This is a genomic window from Mesorhizobium sp. AR07, from assembly GCF_024746815.1.
Lineage (GTDB): Bacteria > Pseudomonadota > Alphaproteobacteria > Rhizobiales > Rhizobiaceae > Mesorhizobium.
This window is the reverse complement of the sequence record NZ_CP080528.1, coordinates 360131-374289: the sequence shown is the minus strand read 5'-3', so window position 1 is coordinate 374289 and position 14159 is coordinate 360131. Positions and strand designations below refer to the sequence as shown.

11 protein-coding genes and 5 pseudogenes are annotated in these 14159 nt (G+C 61.4%); 6 read left to right on the top strand and 10 right to left on the bottom strand.

Features of this window, described 5'->3' with window-relative positions:
- Nucleotides 1-49: 49 nt before the first annotated feature.
- Nucleotides 50-288: pseudogene (locus BPNPMPFG_RS37910) on the bottom strand (DUF6429 family protein).
- Nucleotides 234-611, bottom strand: a complete 378-nt coding sequence (locus BPNPMPFG_RS37905) for a reverse transcriptase (protein WP_258599154.1) — start codon at nucleotides 609-611, stop codon at nucleotides 234-236. Before BPNPMPFG_RS37905 ends, BPNPMPFG_RS37910 begins: the two are co-directional and overlap by 55 nt.
- 572 nt (nucleotides 612-1183) lie before the next feature.
- Here BPNPMPFG_RS37905 and tnpA point away from each other — a divergent pair.
- The 3 genes from tnpA to tnpC are packed head-to-tail and all read left to right on the top strand — an operon-like array spanning nucleotide 1184 to nucleotide 3758.
- Nucleotides 1184-1687 (top strand): IS66-like element accessory protein TnpA, encoded by a 504-nt coding sequence (gene tnpA / locus BPNPMPFG_RS43420; protein ID WP_413776950.1) that lies wholly within the window; start codon nucleotides 1184-1186, stop codon nucleotides 1685-1687.
- Nucleotides 1684-2028: an IS66 family insertion sequence element accessory protein TnpB gene (gene tnpB, locus BPNPMPFG_RS37895; RefSeq protein WP_096446053.1), complete on the top strand. Its 345-nt coding sequence runs from the start codon at nucleotides 1684-1686 to the stop codon at nucleotides 2026-2028. Before tnpA ends, tnpB begins: the two co-directional genes overlap by 4 nt.
- A gap of 44 nt (nucleotides 2029-2072) precedes the next feature.
- Nucleotides 2073-3758 (top strand): IS66 family transposase, encoded by a 1686-nt coding sequence (gene tnpC, locus BPNPMPFG_RS37890; protein WP_258598916.1) that lies wholly within the window; start codon nucleotides 2073-2075, stop codon nucleotides 3756-3758.
- A 191-nt stretch (nucleotides 3759-3949) separates the two neighbouring features.
- Here the strand turns inward: tnpC and BPNPMPFG_RS37885 are convergent.
- The 6 genes and pseudogenes from BPNPMPFG_RS37885 to BPNPMPFG_RS37865 all read right to left on the bottom strand — a co-directional run.
- Nucleotides 3950-4189: pseudogene (locus BPNPMPFG_RS37885) on the bottom strand (nucleotidyl transferase AbiEii/AbiGii toxin family protein); the annotation flags it as partial.
- A gap of 82 nt (nucleotides 4190-4271) precedes the next feature.
- The gene (locus tag BPNPMPFG_RS42995; protein WP_319946059.1) at nucleotides 4272-4607 is read right to left on the bottom strand and encodes a DUF6088 family protein; all 336 of its coding nucleotides are present in this window, start codon (nucleotides 4605-4607) and stop codon (nucleotides 4272-4274) included.
- A 44-nt stretch (nucleotides 4608-4651) separates the two neighbouring features.
- Nucleotides 4652-4732, bottom strand: coding sequence for a hypothetical protein (locus BPNPMPFG_RS42990; protein WP_319946058.1), 81 nt, complete (start codon nucleotides 4730-4732; stop codon nucleotides 4652-4654).
- A 316-nt stretch (nucleotides 4733-5048) separates the two neighbouring features.
- Nucleotides 5049-8522 (bottom strand): AAA family ATPase, encoded by a 3474-nt coding sequence (locus BPNPMPFG_RS37875; RefSeq protein ID WP_258598915.1) that lies wholly within the window; start codon nucleotides 8520-8522, stop codon nucleotides 5049-5051.
- Nucleotides 8519-9778: a metallophosphoesterase family protein gene (locus tag BPNPMPFG_RS37870; protein WP_258598914.1), complete on the bottom strand. Its 1260-nt coding sequence runs from the start codon at nucleotides 9776-9778 to the stop codon at nucleotides 8519-8521. The genes BPNPMPFG_RS37875 and BPNPMPFG_RS37870 overlap by 4 nt, the downstream gene beginning before the upstream one ends.
- A 57-nt stretch (nucleotides 9779-9835) precedes the next feature.
- The gene (locus tag BPNPMPFG_RS37865) at nucleotides 9836-10186 is read right to left on the bottom strand and encodes a transposase (protein WP_258598913.1); all 351 of its coding nucleotides are present in this window, start codon (nucleotides 10184-10186) and stop codon (nucleotides 9836-9838) included.
- 1197 nt (nucleotides 10187-11383) lie between these two features.
- Between BPNPMPFG_RS37865 and BPNPMPFG_RS43415 the strand changes: the two are divergent.
- A pseudogene (locus BPNPMPFG_RS43415) lies at nucleotides 11384-11621 on the top strand (transposase); the annotation flags it as partial.
- Between the two features lie 102 nt (nucleotides 11622-11723).
- Nucleotides 11724-12527: pseudogene (locus tag BPNPMPFG_RS37860) on the top strand (IS1595 family transposase); the annotation flags it as partial.
- Nucleotides 12528-12575: 48 nt separating this feature from the next.
- On the opposite strand, the gene BPNPMPFG_RS37855 reads toward BPNPMPFG_RS37860, so the two are convergent.
- Entirely contained in the window at nucleotides 12576-12869 is a 294-nt protein-coding gene (locus tag BPNPMPFG_RS37855; protein ID WP_258599153.1) for a hypothetical protein, read from the bottom strand.
- On the bottom strand, nucleotides 12866-13474 hold the full coding sequence (locus BPNPMPFG_RS37850) for an ABC transporter permease subunit (protein WP_319946053.1): 609 nt from the start codon (nucleotides 13472-13474) through the stop codon (nucleotides 12866-12868). Before BPNPMPFG_RS37850 ends, BPNPMPFG_RS37855 begins: the two co-directional genes overlap by 4 nt.
- Between BPNPMPFG_RS37850 and BPNPMPFG_RS37845 the strand changes: the two are divergent.
- Nucleotides 13467-14155: pseudogene (locus tag BPNPMPFG_RS37845) on the top strand (family 20 glycosylhydrolase); the annotation flags it as partial. The gene BPNPMPFG_RS37850 and the pseudogene BPNPMPFG_RS37845 sit on opposite strands and share 8 nt — an antisense overlap.
- Nucleotides 14156-14159: the final 4 nt, after the last annotated feature.

Below are 14159 nucleotides of genomic sequence, written 5' to 3'. Positions count from 1 at the left end.
TTGACGTCAATAAGGACAGTGCGGAAATGGAAGGCACCAAAAGGGACCGCTATTGCGGCGACCGCGTAAACAGCTTCCGGAACAACGCTTCCGAACGCTCCAGCCCTTCATCGGTAGGGATCAATGACTTCGACTTGTTGACTGGGTCGCCGATCATGCCCTTCTCGTGAAGCCGATCCGTCGTTGCCCAGTCGAAACCCTTCCAAGCCAAGCGCAACGCTCGTTATGCAGCGTCAGCCATAACAGCGCCAAAACCGCATCGTCGATCTTATCCTCATCGATCTCCATGAACCGATATTACCACGCGCGAAGCTCCAAAATCTCGCGGTCCTGCTCGGATGGATACGACGCAACTCAACCTGCAATCCTTCCAGAAAGCGCTCTTCACCACATTTGGCGCGGATACGCCCTACGGTCATCCCGTCGACCCCAGCGGTGCGCACGCCTCGATTAGCGGCCACGCGCCGCCAAGCACAGCGGATCGTGCGGATGTCGGTTAACCAACCCCACATGTCCCGCCATTTGTCGTCAGGATTTGCCTGACTCCACTGATGGAGTTTGCGTTGAACGCTGAGTATCCAAGCCTCGTCAGCTTGACGATCCATGTCCATGGATCATTTCTCCGTCATACAAGTCTATCGTCTTCCTGCTTCCCTTCGCCATGTGCATGGCTTTCCCATGCTCCGACTACTACGAAAGCTCCGCCCTCAGACTCGTCCTTCTCCGGTCGTCGCGGCTAGCCCAGTTCCGATCTGGGCAGGCGAGCTGAGTTCCCGTGTTCCGATCTTCAACCTTTGTGCCGTTAGGCGGTGAGCTATACCCCTTGCGATGCGGGAGATGGGCCAAGGAGAACCACTCCCATCTCGAGTGCTAAACATTGAGCCGCGCCAGTTCTGTTCGCATTATATTGCCTCCCACGCCATCGCGCGATTTGGAGACGGTCTCGGATATAGAGGCTTCCAACGCTCACTTCGTTATCTCTCACCATGGGCACTGCGGTAGCCCGACCTGCGCTCGATGGGCGCATCCGGTACAGTTAAGGCCGCTCTGCTTATGACACCCAACCGGCGACACCCGGTCGAGCTTTGCGGCCCCCTTCCATCGTATGCATACGACGAAGGCCGCCTACTGACGCGTACCTTGAGGCGTTAGTGTCCGCTTAGATTAAGTGGACGCTTGGCGAATGAAGTATCTGGCTATGGAGCAGCCGTCGACGGTTGATGCGAGCACGTCCGCGGCCCTGCCGCTGCCGCCGGGTGCGGGCCGACAGCGGACGCGCCGCTCCTGGACGGTCGAGCAGAAGCTGGCGATCGTGCGTGAGGTGCAGGAGTCCGGTGATCCGGTGTCGATTGTGGCGCGGCGTCACGACATGAACGCGAACCACTTGTTCATCTGGATGAAGCAAGCCCAGCAAGGGCGATTGGGCCGAGCCAACTCGGTGCCTGAGACCCCTCCGATCGCCTTCATTGACATGGGTGTTGTCGGTCCCAGCGTGCACGATGTAGAGCCGGAAGAGTCGGCTCCTGCGCGATCGCACTCTGAAGTACCAGCTACGATCAGCCAAGCGGTGTCTACCGGTGGCCGGATGGAAATCGTCGGGGCCAACGGCCGGCGTGTGATCGTTGACCGCACTGTTGACGTAAGTGTCCTGATGCGGATCTTGCAGGGGCTGGAAATGCTGCGATGATCCCGACAGAAGGCGTGCGTGTGTGGTTAGCCACAGGCTACACCGACATGAGATGTGGCTTTCCATCACTGGCGCTACGGGTGCAGGAGGTCCTCAAACATAATCCCCTTGGGGGCAACCTGTTTTGCTTCAGGGGGAAACGCGGAAATTTGTTGAAGGTCATCTGGCATGATGGCCAAGGAGCATGCCTGTTCACAAAAAGACTTGAGCGCGGCCGCTTCATATGGCCGACAGTTGAGGGTGGAGCTGTGACAGTATCTTCTGCACAGCTGAGTTATCTCTTGTCTGGCATAGACTGGCGGAACCCTCAGGAAACGTGGCGTCCTGCTCGGGTTGGGTAGCATTTTTTAATTGAAAATACAATGGAATGTGATTCAATCGGCATATGACTTCGAAGCCGGTTGAGCTCCCCTCGGATCTTGCCAGCGCCTACGTGGCGCTGCTGGCTGAACGTGAGGCGTTGCAGGCTGAACGCGATGTGGCGGTCGCGGATGCTGCCAACTGGCAGGCTGAAGCCGCCAACGCGCAGGCCATGCTGTCCGACACCGAGGCCCGGATTGCGCATCTCGAGCTGCGCATCGAGAAGCTGAAACGCGAACTGTACGGGCAGCGCTCCGAGCGCACGGTGCGGCTGATCGAGCAGTTGGAATTGGAGCTCGAAGAACTCGTCACCTCGGCGACCGAGGACGAGCTTGCCGCGCAGGCCGCGGCGGCGAAGACCCAGACGGTGCGCCCCTTCACGCGCAAACGGCCGGTGCGCAAGCCATGGCCGGATGACATCGAACACGAGCGCGTCGTCATCGACCCTCCAACTGCCTGCGCCTGCTGCGGCGGATCGCGGCTGTCGAAACTGGGTGAGGACGTGACCGAGACGTTGGAGGAGATCCCGCGCCGCTTCAAGCTGATCGAGACGGTGCGCGAAAAGTTCACCTGCCGCGACTGCGAGAAGATCACCCAGCCGCCGGCGCCGTTCCACGCCACGCCGCGCGGCTTCATCGGTCCCCGACTGCTGGCGACAATCCTGTTCGACAAGTTCGGCATGCATGCTCCACTCAACCGACAGAGTGCGCGCTTCAAGGCCGAGGGGATCGACCTGCCGCTGTCGACGCTGGCCGATCAGGTCGGCCACGGAACCTTCGCCGTCATGCCGCTCTTCCAGCTGATCGAGCGCCATGTGCTCGCGGCCGAGCGCCTTCATGGCGACGACACCACCATTCGCATCCTGGCGAAGGGCAAGTGCGCGACCGGGCGCATATGGACCTATACGCGCGATGACCGTCCCTTCGCCGGGCCGGCGCCGCCGGCGGCGATCTATTACGCCTCGAGCGACCGGCGCGGCGAGCATCCTCAGAAACATCTGGCCGGATTCGGCGGCATCCTTCAGTGCGACTGTTACAGTGGCTTCGAGCCGTTGTTCGACCCGCAGCGGAAGGAGCAGCCGATCACGCCCGCCTTTTGCTACGCCCATGCGCGGCGAGGATTCTTCGAATTGGCCGACATCGCGAAAAAGGCCCGAGATGGCAAGAAGGGCAAACCGATCTCCCCGATCGCGCTGGAGGCGGTCAGGCGCCTCGACGCGCTGTTCGAGATCGAGCGCGCCATCAACGGCCGCAGCGCTGACGGGCGGTATGCCGTGCGGCAGGAGAAGAGCAAACCACTTCTCGACGACATGCACGCCTGGTTGCTCCGCGAGCGCGATACCCTCTCGCGCTCTTCCGAGGTCCTGAAGCCGATCAACTACATGCTCAGGCGCTGGGCCGACTTCGCCCGCTTCATCGATGACGGCAGAATCTGCCTCAGCAACAACGCGGCCGAAAGAGCGCTGCGCGGTATTGCTCTGGGAAGGCGCAACTGGACCTTCGCCGGTTCCCAGCGCGGCGCCGACCGCGCCGCCGTTATGCTTACCCTCATCACGACGGCACGCCTCAACGACGTCGACCCGAAAGCCTGGCTCGCCGATGTCCTGGCCCGCATTGCCGATCTTCCCACCTCGCGTCTGCACGAATTACTGCCCTGGCACTGGAAGCGCCTGCGCGAAGCCGACAAACCCGCCAATCAGCAGGCCGCCTGACCTCACGCAACGTCATCATAGAGCCCGCCGCGCCCACGCGCGCGTGCCAATCATGCGGCCTTCGTCGTATGCGTACCTTCCATCTACTGTTCTCTGCAGAGGGGCGGCGTTACAGCCGCCGGTCGAAAATCAGCATGTTTGGGAGGTGATACCTAAGTCATACTTCACCTCCCGCGCCGTCACGGCGCACCGATGTCCTCGGAAAACCGGCTGATAAGGCCGAACCCCTTGGAAAGGGAAGTGCCGCCCTTGAAGAGTAGCCTTGGACTGTCGGCAGGCAGGCCATGAACAGGGCGTCCAAGGTCCAGCAGACCCAGAAGTCCTTTTTCGATATTCTGCGGCCTGGAGTTAAGACGCTGAGCTGTTGTTGTAAACAAGCCCATTCTTGTCTCGGTGTCGGCGCTCAGGACCTGGTCGTAAGCAGAATTCATTGGCTCAGCATTCTCGGAGGCATAGTCCCGCTCGGCTGGAGCCGGCCTTGGGATACCTCAGCGGCGTCCTGCAGTAGGGGCTTCAAGCCGCCAAGTCGGCACGGAGGCGGTCACCTTGGTCGGGATCGTTCAGCAGTCGGCGCAGGCGCCGTAACAGTTTCTGGTTCCCTTCATCTTGGCCTAGCATATCGCGCATCCAATGCAGCGCCTGGACGACGCGCATTGCCGGACGCCCAGCCCAGTAGAGTTTGCTGGCCGACGTGGGCCGGAAGGTGATGTCGAGGTTGCCAAGTCGAATCGGCCGCAACCGCGCATCGGCGTGTACGACGATGCGGGCTGGTACAGCGTCAGTCAGGCCGAGGTCATTTGCTGCGGTCTTGCCGTCAACGAGAGCCCGGATCTGATCACGCCGCGCCACGGCGTCGATGACGCCACGGGGGGCTGGTGGGCTTTTCTGTTGAGTCAAGGTGTGAACGTTGGTCGATCGTAAAGTCCGCGATCAATCCGCTGCAGTTCGGCGGCCTTGACCATCCGCTGCAGCACTTTGTCCACCGCATCGCGATTGCCGAGGTTAAGAAAATCCGCAGGCGTTCCAGACTGTGCGTGGCGGACTTGTCGCCATGTGATCTTGGATGAGAGCCTTCAGGTCAGATCGAGTCTCGCTCATGTCCGAAATATGTACGTATTTCGGACGAACGCCAAGCCCTGGAATGTCCGAAAAATCCACATATTTCGGACCAACAACCTGGCTAACTTGCTACTAACAATCCAAGTAGCTGCCGAGCTCGACGTCCTCATCAAATGATTGATAGCGCAAAACGCCCTCATCGACGTAGAGCGGTTACGACACAATCACCCATTACTCTCCAAGTTCGTGAATCGCTACGCTCGGCACAACAGCCTTGGCGATCTCGCACAGGTGCTGGTGATGCGTCAGGTAGACAACCTGCCCTGCACTTGCCATCTCCCCAAACAGCCGGAAAACCTCCTCGGATCGGACATGGTCGAAGGTTTCCATTATGTCGTCGGCGATGAATGGAACTGAGGGTCGAAATTGCGCAAATTCGTAGTACCCAGCAAGCCTGAGCGCCAGGTAGAGCTGAAAGCGCGCGCCCTTTGACAGCGCGTCGGCGACCTTGGATTGCCCATCGCGCTGCAACGCGATGAGCACTTCCCCACCCTTCACAGGTTGAGTTGTCAGGCCAGAGTACTGGCCGCGCGTCATGAGGGCGAACGCGTCTGATGCGCGCTCCATCATCCCGGAGCGGTGACGCTCGCGGTAGAGACGCAGAGCATTTCCAGCCGACATTATTCCCAATTTCAGCTCGATGTAGCGGACGGCCTTTTCCTCGATTTCCAGAAGGACGGTGCGCCGTTCGGCATCTATCCGGGCAACAGCGCTGTCGCCGCCAATCGCGTCCAGCTTGTCGGTCGCGCGCGTCTGCCGAATGAGCTGGTGCTGTATCGCCTCGTCAGAAGCGCGAAGCCGTTGCTCTGCCTCAGCCTTCTCGATTGCGAGACTGTCGAGATCGACAGCATCCAATATCGAACGCGCCTGCTCGAACCCCTCCACCGCGAGCTCGGACGACAGCTGCTCCTCAAGTCCGGCCACGGCTGTGCGCAGGCGATCCCTGTCGCGCAGCAGTTCGTCGCGTTGCACGACTTCGGATAGCGTGGCCACGCCAAAGACGCTCAGGACCTCGTTCCTGCGGCGCTCATGTACCGAAATCTCGGCATCGAGGGTCTCACGCCCATCCTGCAGGCGCTGCAGGTCATTGACGAGGCCTGCCTTGGCCTCGCGCATGCGCTCGGCGCGCTCCAGGCGCTCGGCAAGCCGAACCGCCAGCTGTTCCGGTTCGTCGTCGTTGGCCGCCTCGCCCGCTTCGGCTGCAACGGCGGTAACCTCGACCAGAAAATTGTCCCTGTCGGCCTCCATCTTCTCGATACGGAGTCGCATGGCGTCCCGGTCTTGAAGACATTTGGAAAGTTCAGCCAATTGATCGAGGACGCCCCCGACGCCGGGCGCCGAGATGCCGCTCTCGAGCCAGGTGCCCTTGAGCGCTTCGGCAACGCCGGCTAGCCATTCATCCTCACGTCGCTCAGCGACTTCGATGGCTCGGCGTCTAGCGGCCAGATCCTCTTGCCTTGTGCCAACGGTCTTGAGCGCCTCGGTGCGCTCAGCGTCCACCTTGAATTGTCTCTCAAGGAACAGCTCTGCCACGGCCATGGCCGTCTCCAGGCTGTCACCAGGATCCGAACCGACGCCAACGCTCGCCCGTGCGCCGCTCAGCTCCAGGCGTATTCGGCCTTCCTCATCAACCGCCCGCTCGGTCTTCTTGCGGGAAAGCTCGATCTCCTCCCAGGCCGCGAGCGCATCGATCCGGGCAGCAATGCGATCCTCGATCAGTTCGATCAGCTGTTCGGGGGATGTCTCGGGGATTTCTCCAAGCAGGTCTCTTGCGACTGCAAGAACTTCCGAGGGCACAGCCTCCCGATCTGAGCTGTTGCGTTCAAGTTGGTCGCGCGTATGCGCGATGGTGGCGGCGGTTTCTGCGAGGTTGCGGTTTGTGCTGCGGATCTCAACGAGCTCCCGGGCGTTGGCTAGACGGCCTGCCGCGACGCTGTCGTCTCGAGCCAGTGCTGCCGCGAAATCATCCGCCGTATCGCCAGTCAGGTCATCGCGATGCCTTGCCCAGGCGTCGTCCCGGGCGCGCCGAATAGCGTCCGCCGCGTCATCGTCGGTGACATCGACCGAGGCACGAAGGGCTTCCAGCCGCGCCGAAAGCAAGTCGTGATGGCCTTGGTGCTCGGCAAGACGTTCGGAAAGGACGCCCCTGCTCATCCCGAGCTCTGCTGCCAGCGCCTTCCATGCGCCAAGCCGCCCAGCATTCGGAATGGCGATCCTGGCCAATGCCTGAGCATCTCCCGACCAGGGATGCAAGCGCGCGATCGCAGCTTCCCATCGAATTGCACCTGCATCTGCGGCCTCGCGTGCCGCCTTGGTCTCCCTCATGTACCCGCTGGCCTTTGCCGTAGACAAAGCCGAAACCAGCCTTGCCCTGGCAGGCTCCGGCACGGCCCGTTCTTCGCCGACCCGCTCGCGTGCCGCCTGGAGCGCATCAGCAGCTGCCGCGGCCTCCTCACGCGCAACGCGCAGGCTGGTAACGATCCCGGAGCGCTGCTCGACCATGGTGCGCACAGCGCCAATGGTTGCAGCAGGCAAGAGCAGTTTGGCAGGGTGTAGCTCGGAGGACCTTCCAAGAGCGGCAAGGCAGGTCGCCACGGCATTGTCGAGGATTTGCAGCTCCGTCCTGCGACTTGGCAGGTCGAGACCGGCCGAGACGTGGCGCACCTTGCGGTCGGCCAGGCCGCGAACCCGTTCGGAGATCGCAAGGATCACCGCGTCCACATCGACCGAGGCGATTTTCGTCGTCACCCGCTCGAGCTCGTCCCCACTCGCGGATAGCCGCGTTCTCAGACTGGCGTCGGTCTCGATCATGTCCGCGATGCTGCCCGTCCAGGTCCGTAACGGTGAAGCGATCTCAGGCAACTCGGCTAGTTGGGCTTCCTTACGTCGGATATCAGCAAGGATCGGGATCGCGCGAAGATATTTCGCGATCGTATCGAGCCAAGCCGACAGCACCGACCGTTCGGCGATGCTGCGGTCGTATTTTTCCGTCGCGTCCAGACGCTCTGTCTCGAGAGTTTCGAACGTCGACGCCAAGGTGTCGATTGCCTCCTTCCCGGACTTCAGTTCCGCAAGCCGCTTCTTGAGCAGCGCAAGCTCGGTTCCGTGTGCCTGCTTGCGATAGAGCTTGTCCGCTTCGGCCTCCAGCACGCTCAATGTATCGCTTGCGTGCCCGAGGCCAGCGCTGGCCGTGAACAGCAGCTTGCCTAGGTCGCCGCGCGATTCCAGGATTGATTTTCCACCTGCTTCCAGCGTTTCGTCGTCCAACGAGAACATGGTCTCGTATGCGTCGCGAGACAGCCCGGCGAGATGTGCTGAAATCGCCATTTCGCTGACCGGTTGGCCATTCGCGTTCAACAATGGGTTGGTGCGCTGTTTCGTGCGTGTGAACGAGTGCTCCGCGCCGCCAAGTTCGAGCACACCGCCGATGCGCATTGCGCTGTACTCGTGCAGGAAATTGTAGCGGCTGCGTTCCTCGATGCCGAACAGCAGATCGAGATAGCCGGAAAGCGCGGTCGACTTGCCGGCTTCGTTCAGGCCGAAGACGATATGCAGGTCGGGACCGGATTCCGGTTTCGGCCCGAAGTCGATCGTCCTGTCGGTGAACTTGCCATAGCGAATGAGATCAAGTCGCCGGAGCCTCATTGTGACCCACCGGCCTTGAGGCGGGCGGTGACCAGGTCGGCGCCGTTGGCAAGCACCCTGTCGAGGAACGACTCCAGCTCAGCCTCGTCTTTGCCGGCGAAATCGCGCCCGTCAGGCGGAAGATCCGCGATCATCTTTTGGACCAACGCCCTCGCCTCGGCACGGAAAGCTTCCGAGCTGGCATCGGCGCGCATGGATTGAGCGAGTTCGAAAATCGGATCAGCGACGCCCTCGGATGTTTCGGCTGCGGATGGAGCAACGTTAAGCTCGAGCTTCTCCACCCAGGTGTCTCCCGTCTGTTCCGCGACCTGCTCGGCTTCTGCGAGCAGCAGGTCGCGGTCACGGATCAGCGCCCAGGATAGAGGTGACGCCCCGGTCACGCCGAGACGGACCACAGCATGACGGGACCTGACAGAGGCACGCACATCTTCGAGCGCGGAGCGGACTCGCCCGACGACTTCGGACCATTCCACCGTTGCGGTCACGTCGACGCTCACCCGCTCGAATTGCGCGATACTGGTTGGCCGTTCCTCGATCTCGACGGTGCGGTCGTCTCGTATCGTCACCAGGGTGACGGATTTCTCGCCTGCCTCGTTGATGTCCCTGCCCTGTGGAATTCCTGGCATCACCACGGTGCTCGCCCCGGGATGGACTTGGCGGACATGGATGTGCCCAAGGGCCCAGTAGTCCAAGCCATGGCTGTGCAGGTCAGCGACGCTGCAGGGAGCGTAGACGTCGTGGCCGGGCGATCCGGCCAGGCTCGTATGCATGATGCCGACATTGACCGCGCCTTCACGCGGAGCTGAATACTTGGGAAGCAGACTGTCCGGCGCCTTGGGGCTAGCAAAGCTCAAGCCATGGAACATGACGTCGACCCCCCCGGCTGTCTGCGGCACTGACTGGGGACGGCCTCCGAAGATCGTGACCGTGTCCGGGAACACGAGCTGTTTCGATATCCGCGACATTGCGTCATGATTGCCACGAATCTTGAAAACCTTGATGCCGGCCTGGTGAAGCCGTGTCATCTGTGAGGCCAGAAACCGCGCCGTTTTCATCGACGTCTGATCGCCATCATAGAGATCGCCGGCAATGACCAGGGCATCGACACGTTCCGCAAGGCAGAGATCCACGATCGAGACAAATGCCTTACGGCTGACGTCTCCGAGAAGTTCGGCAAGGTCGGGGTTTCGCATCGCCAGCGAACGCAGTGGCGAGTCGAGATGAATATCGGCCGTGTGTACGAATCGAAATGCCATCGAGCGGTCTCCGCCCACGAACATACCGGTGATCGACCGAGGCTCGATAGAGGAATTTCACGACACGCTGTATTGGCTTCTATCGCGTTGGATAGTGTTGAAACTCAACCGAGTCTGACGTCCGGCCGCAACGGGTGACCGTACCGTTGCCACGCCGGCTTTGGCGATCTCTTCACGGATAGCGTCGGAGTCATAACCCTTGTCCGCCAGGAGCGCCTCGATACGGTCGGCGATCATTCGAAACAGCGGGCCGAAGCCTTGAATATCATGCGCCTGGCCAGGTGTCAGGACGAAGCCGAGAGGTCGGCCTTTTCCGTCGCACCGCGCATGGAGTTTGGTGGTGAAGCCGCCGCGCGATCGGCCAAGCGCCTCAGTTTCCTGAGTCCCCTTTTTATGCCGACTGCACAATGATGTGCCCGGACAACGGTGCTATCGATCATGTCGGCGGTGGCATCGCGTTCCACCATCTCGGCGAGCGTTTCGAGCAACGAATCGAACACCCCCATCGCGACCCATCGCCGGTATCGGCGGAAGACACTGTTCCATTTGCCATATCATCAGGCAGATGACGCCATTGCGCCCGGTTCGGGCCATCCATATCGTGCCTTCGAAATAGCGCCGATTTTCCTGCGCCGGACGGCACCCTCGACCCCGCTCGACTGGCAGCAGCGGCCCGATCAGTGCCCATTCCTCGTCCGATACCCCAATCCGCTCGCCCAACGCTGCCTCCAAAAGACAGCCTTGATGACGTGGACGCCCCTGCACCGACCGGCAGCCGCTCGCGGGTACCTGTTCAAGCTAGCCGTAGGGCAGTCGGACTGCATCGCGCACTGCGCGCCTTTGTCGAGGTCGGGCGTACTACCGTGATGTTCCCACTTCTGCGCGGTACCGCCGCCTGCGTTGGCATGTTTCAGAATGCCGTTGATGATGTTACCGGCCACATAAAGTGTTTTTCGGTCGCAGATCTGGCAAGTTGTTTCCTTCCTTCGCTGTGCCTCGCGACACGAATACGGGTCCGAGGCCTGTTAGCTAATGAAGTAAATCTCGTGCCACCCTAGTAGACAGATAAGGGATAAAATTTGTGGCTGTTTTTCAGCTAGTTAGAGATTGGAAGGATTAGCAGGGCAGTGAAGCCAATCTGACAAACTGCCAAGAGACGGCGGATGTCCGGTTGTCTGGATGCGGTCAAACGCGCGAAGAGAACCGGCAGGACGGTGCGGCTGACCTTTGTCGTTAATCCCGCCAGGGAAGAGCCGCAGATCGAAGTCAAGGATGCGGCTCCAACGCAGCCCGATGCACTCGACCTTCGAGACGGCAAAGATACGAGGCGCGGAGCGCGTCGCCGAGATCCTGAAGGGCGCGGATATGATATCGGCTGACGAATTTGCCGAGGAGATCGGCGCGACCCGTGAGACCGTCAATCGCAAGCAAAAGCGTCGCGAAGTTCTTGGCCTGGAGGGCGCGAAGCGTGGCGTACGCTTTCCCCGCTGCCAGCTTGGCCGTAATGGAGAGTTGATCGACGGGCTGCCGCAATTGTTGGGGTCGGAACAAGAGCGGTTCGAAATCGTACGCGGCCTTTATCACAACATTCGGACTGTTGAAGAAATGATCGCGGCCTTCCGGGATGAGCAGCATTGCCGTCGGTTGCTGGAAAGCATGGTGTGGCCGGATGGCCGGATCTGCCCCGCCTGCGGATACAAACGCTCGATCGCGCTTGCCGGACGCGATGCCGGCAAGCGGCGCGCCCGACCAGGTCTTTATCAATGTTCCAGCGGCGATTGCCGGTTCCAGTTCACGGTGACGACACACACGCCTCTGCACTCCACGAAGCTTCCCTAGCGTGTTTACCAAAGACCGCAATATCCTTGTGACCTATAGCTTTTCATGCGATTCTTCGGGCTGGTCTGAAGGAGGTGAGATGCCTGAAATACTTGCAGCGCTTTCCTGGCTGAAGGCAATGTGGCTGTTACTGCAATCCGACAAGGGCTTGTCGTCGGTGCGCCTGGCCGAGGCGCTCGGGGTGAGCCAGCCAACGGCCTGGCGGATGGGACATGCACTGCGTCTCATGGTGGCGCGGGAGAACATGCTCGCCGGCACGGTGGAGATCGACCATTTCCATCTCGGTGGAAGGCCCAGAAAGGATCCCGATGACCCGCCTCCGGGCCGCGGCCGGAAAGGCCAGGCGAATACGGACAAAACGCCAGTCATGGCGATGGTGCGGCGGCCGACTGACGTCATGCCTGGCACTCTGGCCGGTGACGCGCGTGCTGCGGTCGTGACCAGTCTCTCGGCGCGAGCAAGCGAACGCGTCATTGAAGCGCAGATCGAATTGGGAGCTCATTTGATGAGCGACGAGTGGAAGGCATTCATGGCCATTGGTGAGAGCTTTGCCAAGCATGAGACAGTGAAGCATTCCAGCGGTGAGTATGTTCGCGACGCCGTCCACGTCAATTCGGTGGAGGGCTTCAACTCCCGCGTCCGCCGTAACATCGCCGGCGTCTTTCATCATATCAGCCCGCAGCATGCCGGCCTGTATTTCCACGAGATCGGCTTCCGATGGTCGCAGCGCGTCGTCACAGGAAACGTCATTCGCAAAACCCGGCATGGCCGGGAGAGTGTGCGAACCCTGTGGTCGCGCGTGCCGCCTGCGCTGCAATTGACGAATGTTTTTCGCACCGCCACGGGTCGTCAAATGCGCCGAAGCCCGGATGGCGGCATCATCATCAAATCAGCCGTCGCTGTCTTTGGTTTGATAAAGGGCGCGTACGATTTCGCACTGCTCTTGTCCCGACCCCGATCAGCGGCGCCACTGCAGCGCCGGCGGGTAGAAGGCGAACAGGGTGAAGCGGACTTTTGCCCCGACGAACGCCCTGCATGCGCCGGTGGCGAGCGCACAGTCGGCCGACGTTCCCGTCCATGTCGCGTCGAGGATGCTCCAGCGCAGCAGCGGCGGTACGATCCAGCCCAGCAACGCCACCGTGACCACGGTGATGATCGAATTGAACGGCGTGCCGAAAACCCCGATCTTCAACGTCCGCAGCGTCGCGGACGATCGCCATGTTCGTGCGTCAAGAGTTTCGGAGATGCTCATGTCCGGCCAGTTCCCCTGAGAGCGACACGCCGGTTGCAGAGGTTCATGGCTGCGGAGACGGACAGGTTGATCGCCAGGCAGATGGCCATCAGCAGCGTCAGCGCCTCCAGCGACTGTCCGGTCGTGTTGGCCGTAGTGTTGATGATGCTGACAAGGTCAGGGCAGCCGATGGCGACGGCAAGGCTGGAATCCTTGGTCAAGTCCAGATAGCTGGACGTCGTCAGCGGCGTGATGACGCGCAATGCCTGGGGCAGCACGACAACGCGCATGATCTGGCCGTTATGCAGGCCGAGCGCTTTCGAGGCCTCCCATTGACCGCGGTCGACCGATTGGATGCCGGCCCGTATGATCTCTGCAATGGCCGCCGAGAACTTGACCACCAGGCCGGTCAGCAGTGCCGTGAATTCCGGTGTCAGATAGCCGCCGCGGATGTTGAAGCCGGCCAGCGCCGGTATTTCCGAGGTCGCGCCGGCGCCCGTCAGCGGAAAAGCCAGCACAATGCCACCCAGCAGCACCGCGGTTGCCAGGCCCACACGCCTGCCAGGCAAGCTGCCCTTGCGCCGCGCCCAGGCAAGGAAAGCCACATAGGCTATGGCGAGGACCATCCACATCGGCGCCGACGATGGTGCCGCTGGGCGCTTGGTCAGGCTCGCCGCAGGCGCTGGCGCGGCTCACTGAGGTTGGTGGGCAGGGGCTTGCGGCCGCGCATGCCGAGCGTCTCAACGTGGCCACCAACACGCATTGGCTCCGATGAGATCGACGGCTCGGGAGCCAGCGGTGCTGCAGGCCCAGTTTCTCGGCCGCATTCAGTCGTTCCTTGCGTCCCGCGCATGCATCACCGGCGGCTGGCAGGAGGCCGCGCACGGCAACGTCATCGACAAGCAGAGAAGCTACCTCTGCGGCTGGCGAACGGTCGAAGCCTCGGCGGCCCTTGCGGGCGAAGGCTATGCGATGGTGGTCTGCCGCGGCCAGGTCTATTGTCTCGACATGGCCAACAGCCCGGACTGGTCGGAACCGGGTGCGGCGTGGGCCGGCTGGTCCGATCCGGAAAAGCTGCACGGCTTCGATCCCGTCGAGGCTGGACGGATACCCAGAAGACCAAACTGCTCGGCGTCCAGGCCTGTATCTGGTCGGAGCCGATTACCGATCGCGCCGTCTTCGACCGGCTGGTGTTTCCCCGCATCTCGGCGCTCGCGGAAACCGGCTGGACGCAGCCGGAGCGAAAATCCTGCGAGCGGTTCAAGGCGCTGGCCGGGCTGATGCCGGTTCTCTACGGACCGGCGTAAAGAC

Coding starts and splice junctions, on each gene's coding strand:
- tnpB (WP_096446053.1), top strand. CDS start 1,684: ATGATCCCGACAGAAGGCGTGCGTGTGTGGTTAGCCACAGGCTACACC.
- tnpA (WP_413776950.1), top strand. CDS start 1,184: ATGAAGTATCTGGCTATGGAGCAGCCGTCGACGGTTGATGCGAGCACG.
- BPNPMPFG_RS37855 (WP_258599153.1), bottom strand. CDS start 12,869: ATGAGCATCTCCGAAACTCTTGACGCACGAACATGGCGATCGTCCGCG.
- tnpC (WP_258598916.1), top strand. CDS start 2,073: ATGACTTCGAAGCCGGTTGAGCTCCCCTCGGATCTTGCCAGCGCCTAC.
- BPNPMPFG_RS37870 (WP_258598914.1), bottom strand. CDS start 9,778: ATGGCATTTCGATTCGTACACACGGCCGATATTCATCTCGACTCGCCA.
- BPNPMPFG_RS37850 (WP_319946053.1), bottom strand. CDS start 13,474: ATGGTCCTCGCCATAGCCTATGTGGCTTTCCTTGCCTGGGCGCGGCGC.
- BPNPMPFG_RS37905 (WP_258599154.1), bottom strand. CDS start 611: ATGGACATGGATCGTCAAGCTGACGAGGCTTGGATACTCAGCGTTCAA.
- BPNPMPFG_RS37875 (WP_258598915.1), bottom strand. CDS start 8,522: ATGAGGCTCCGGCGACTTGATCTCATTCGCTATGGCAAGTTCACCGAC.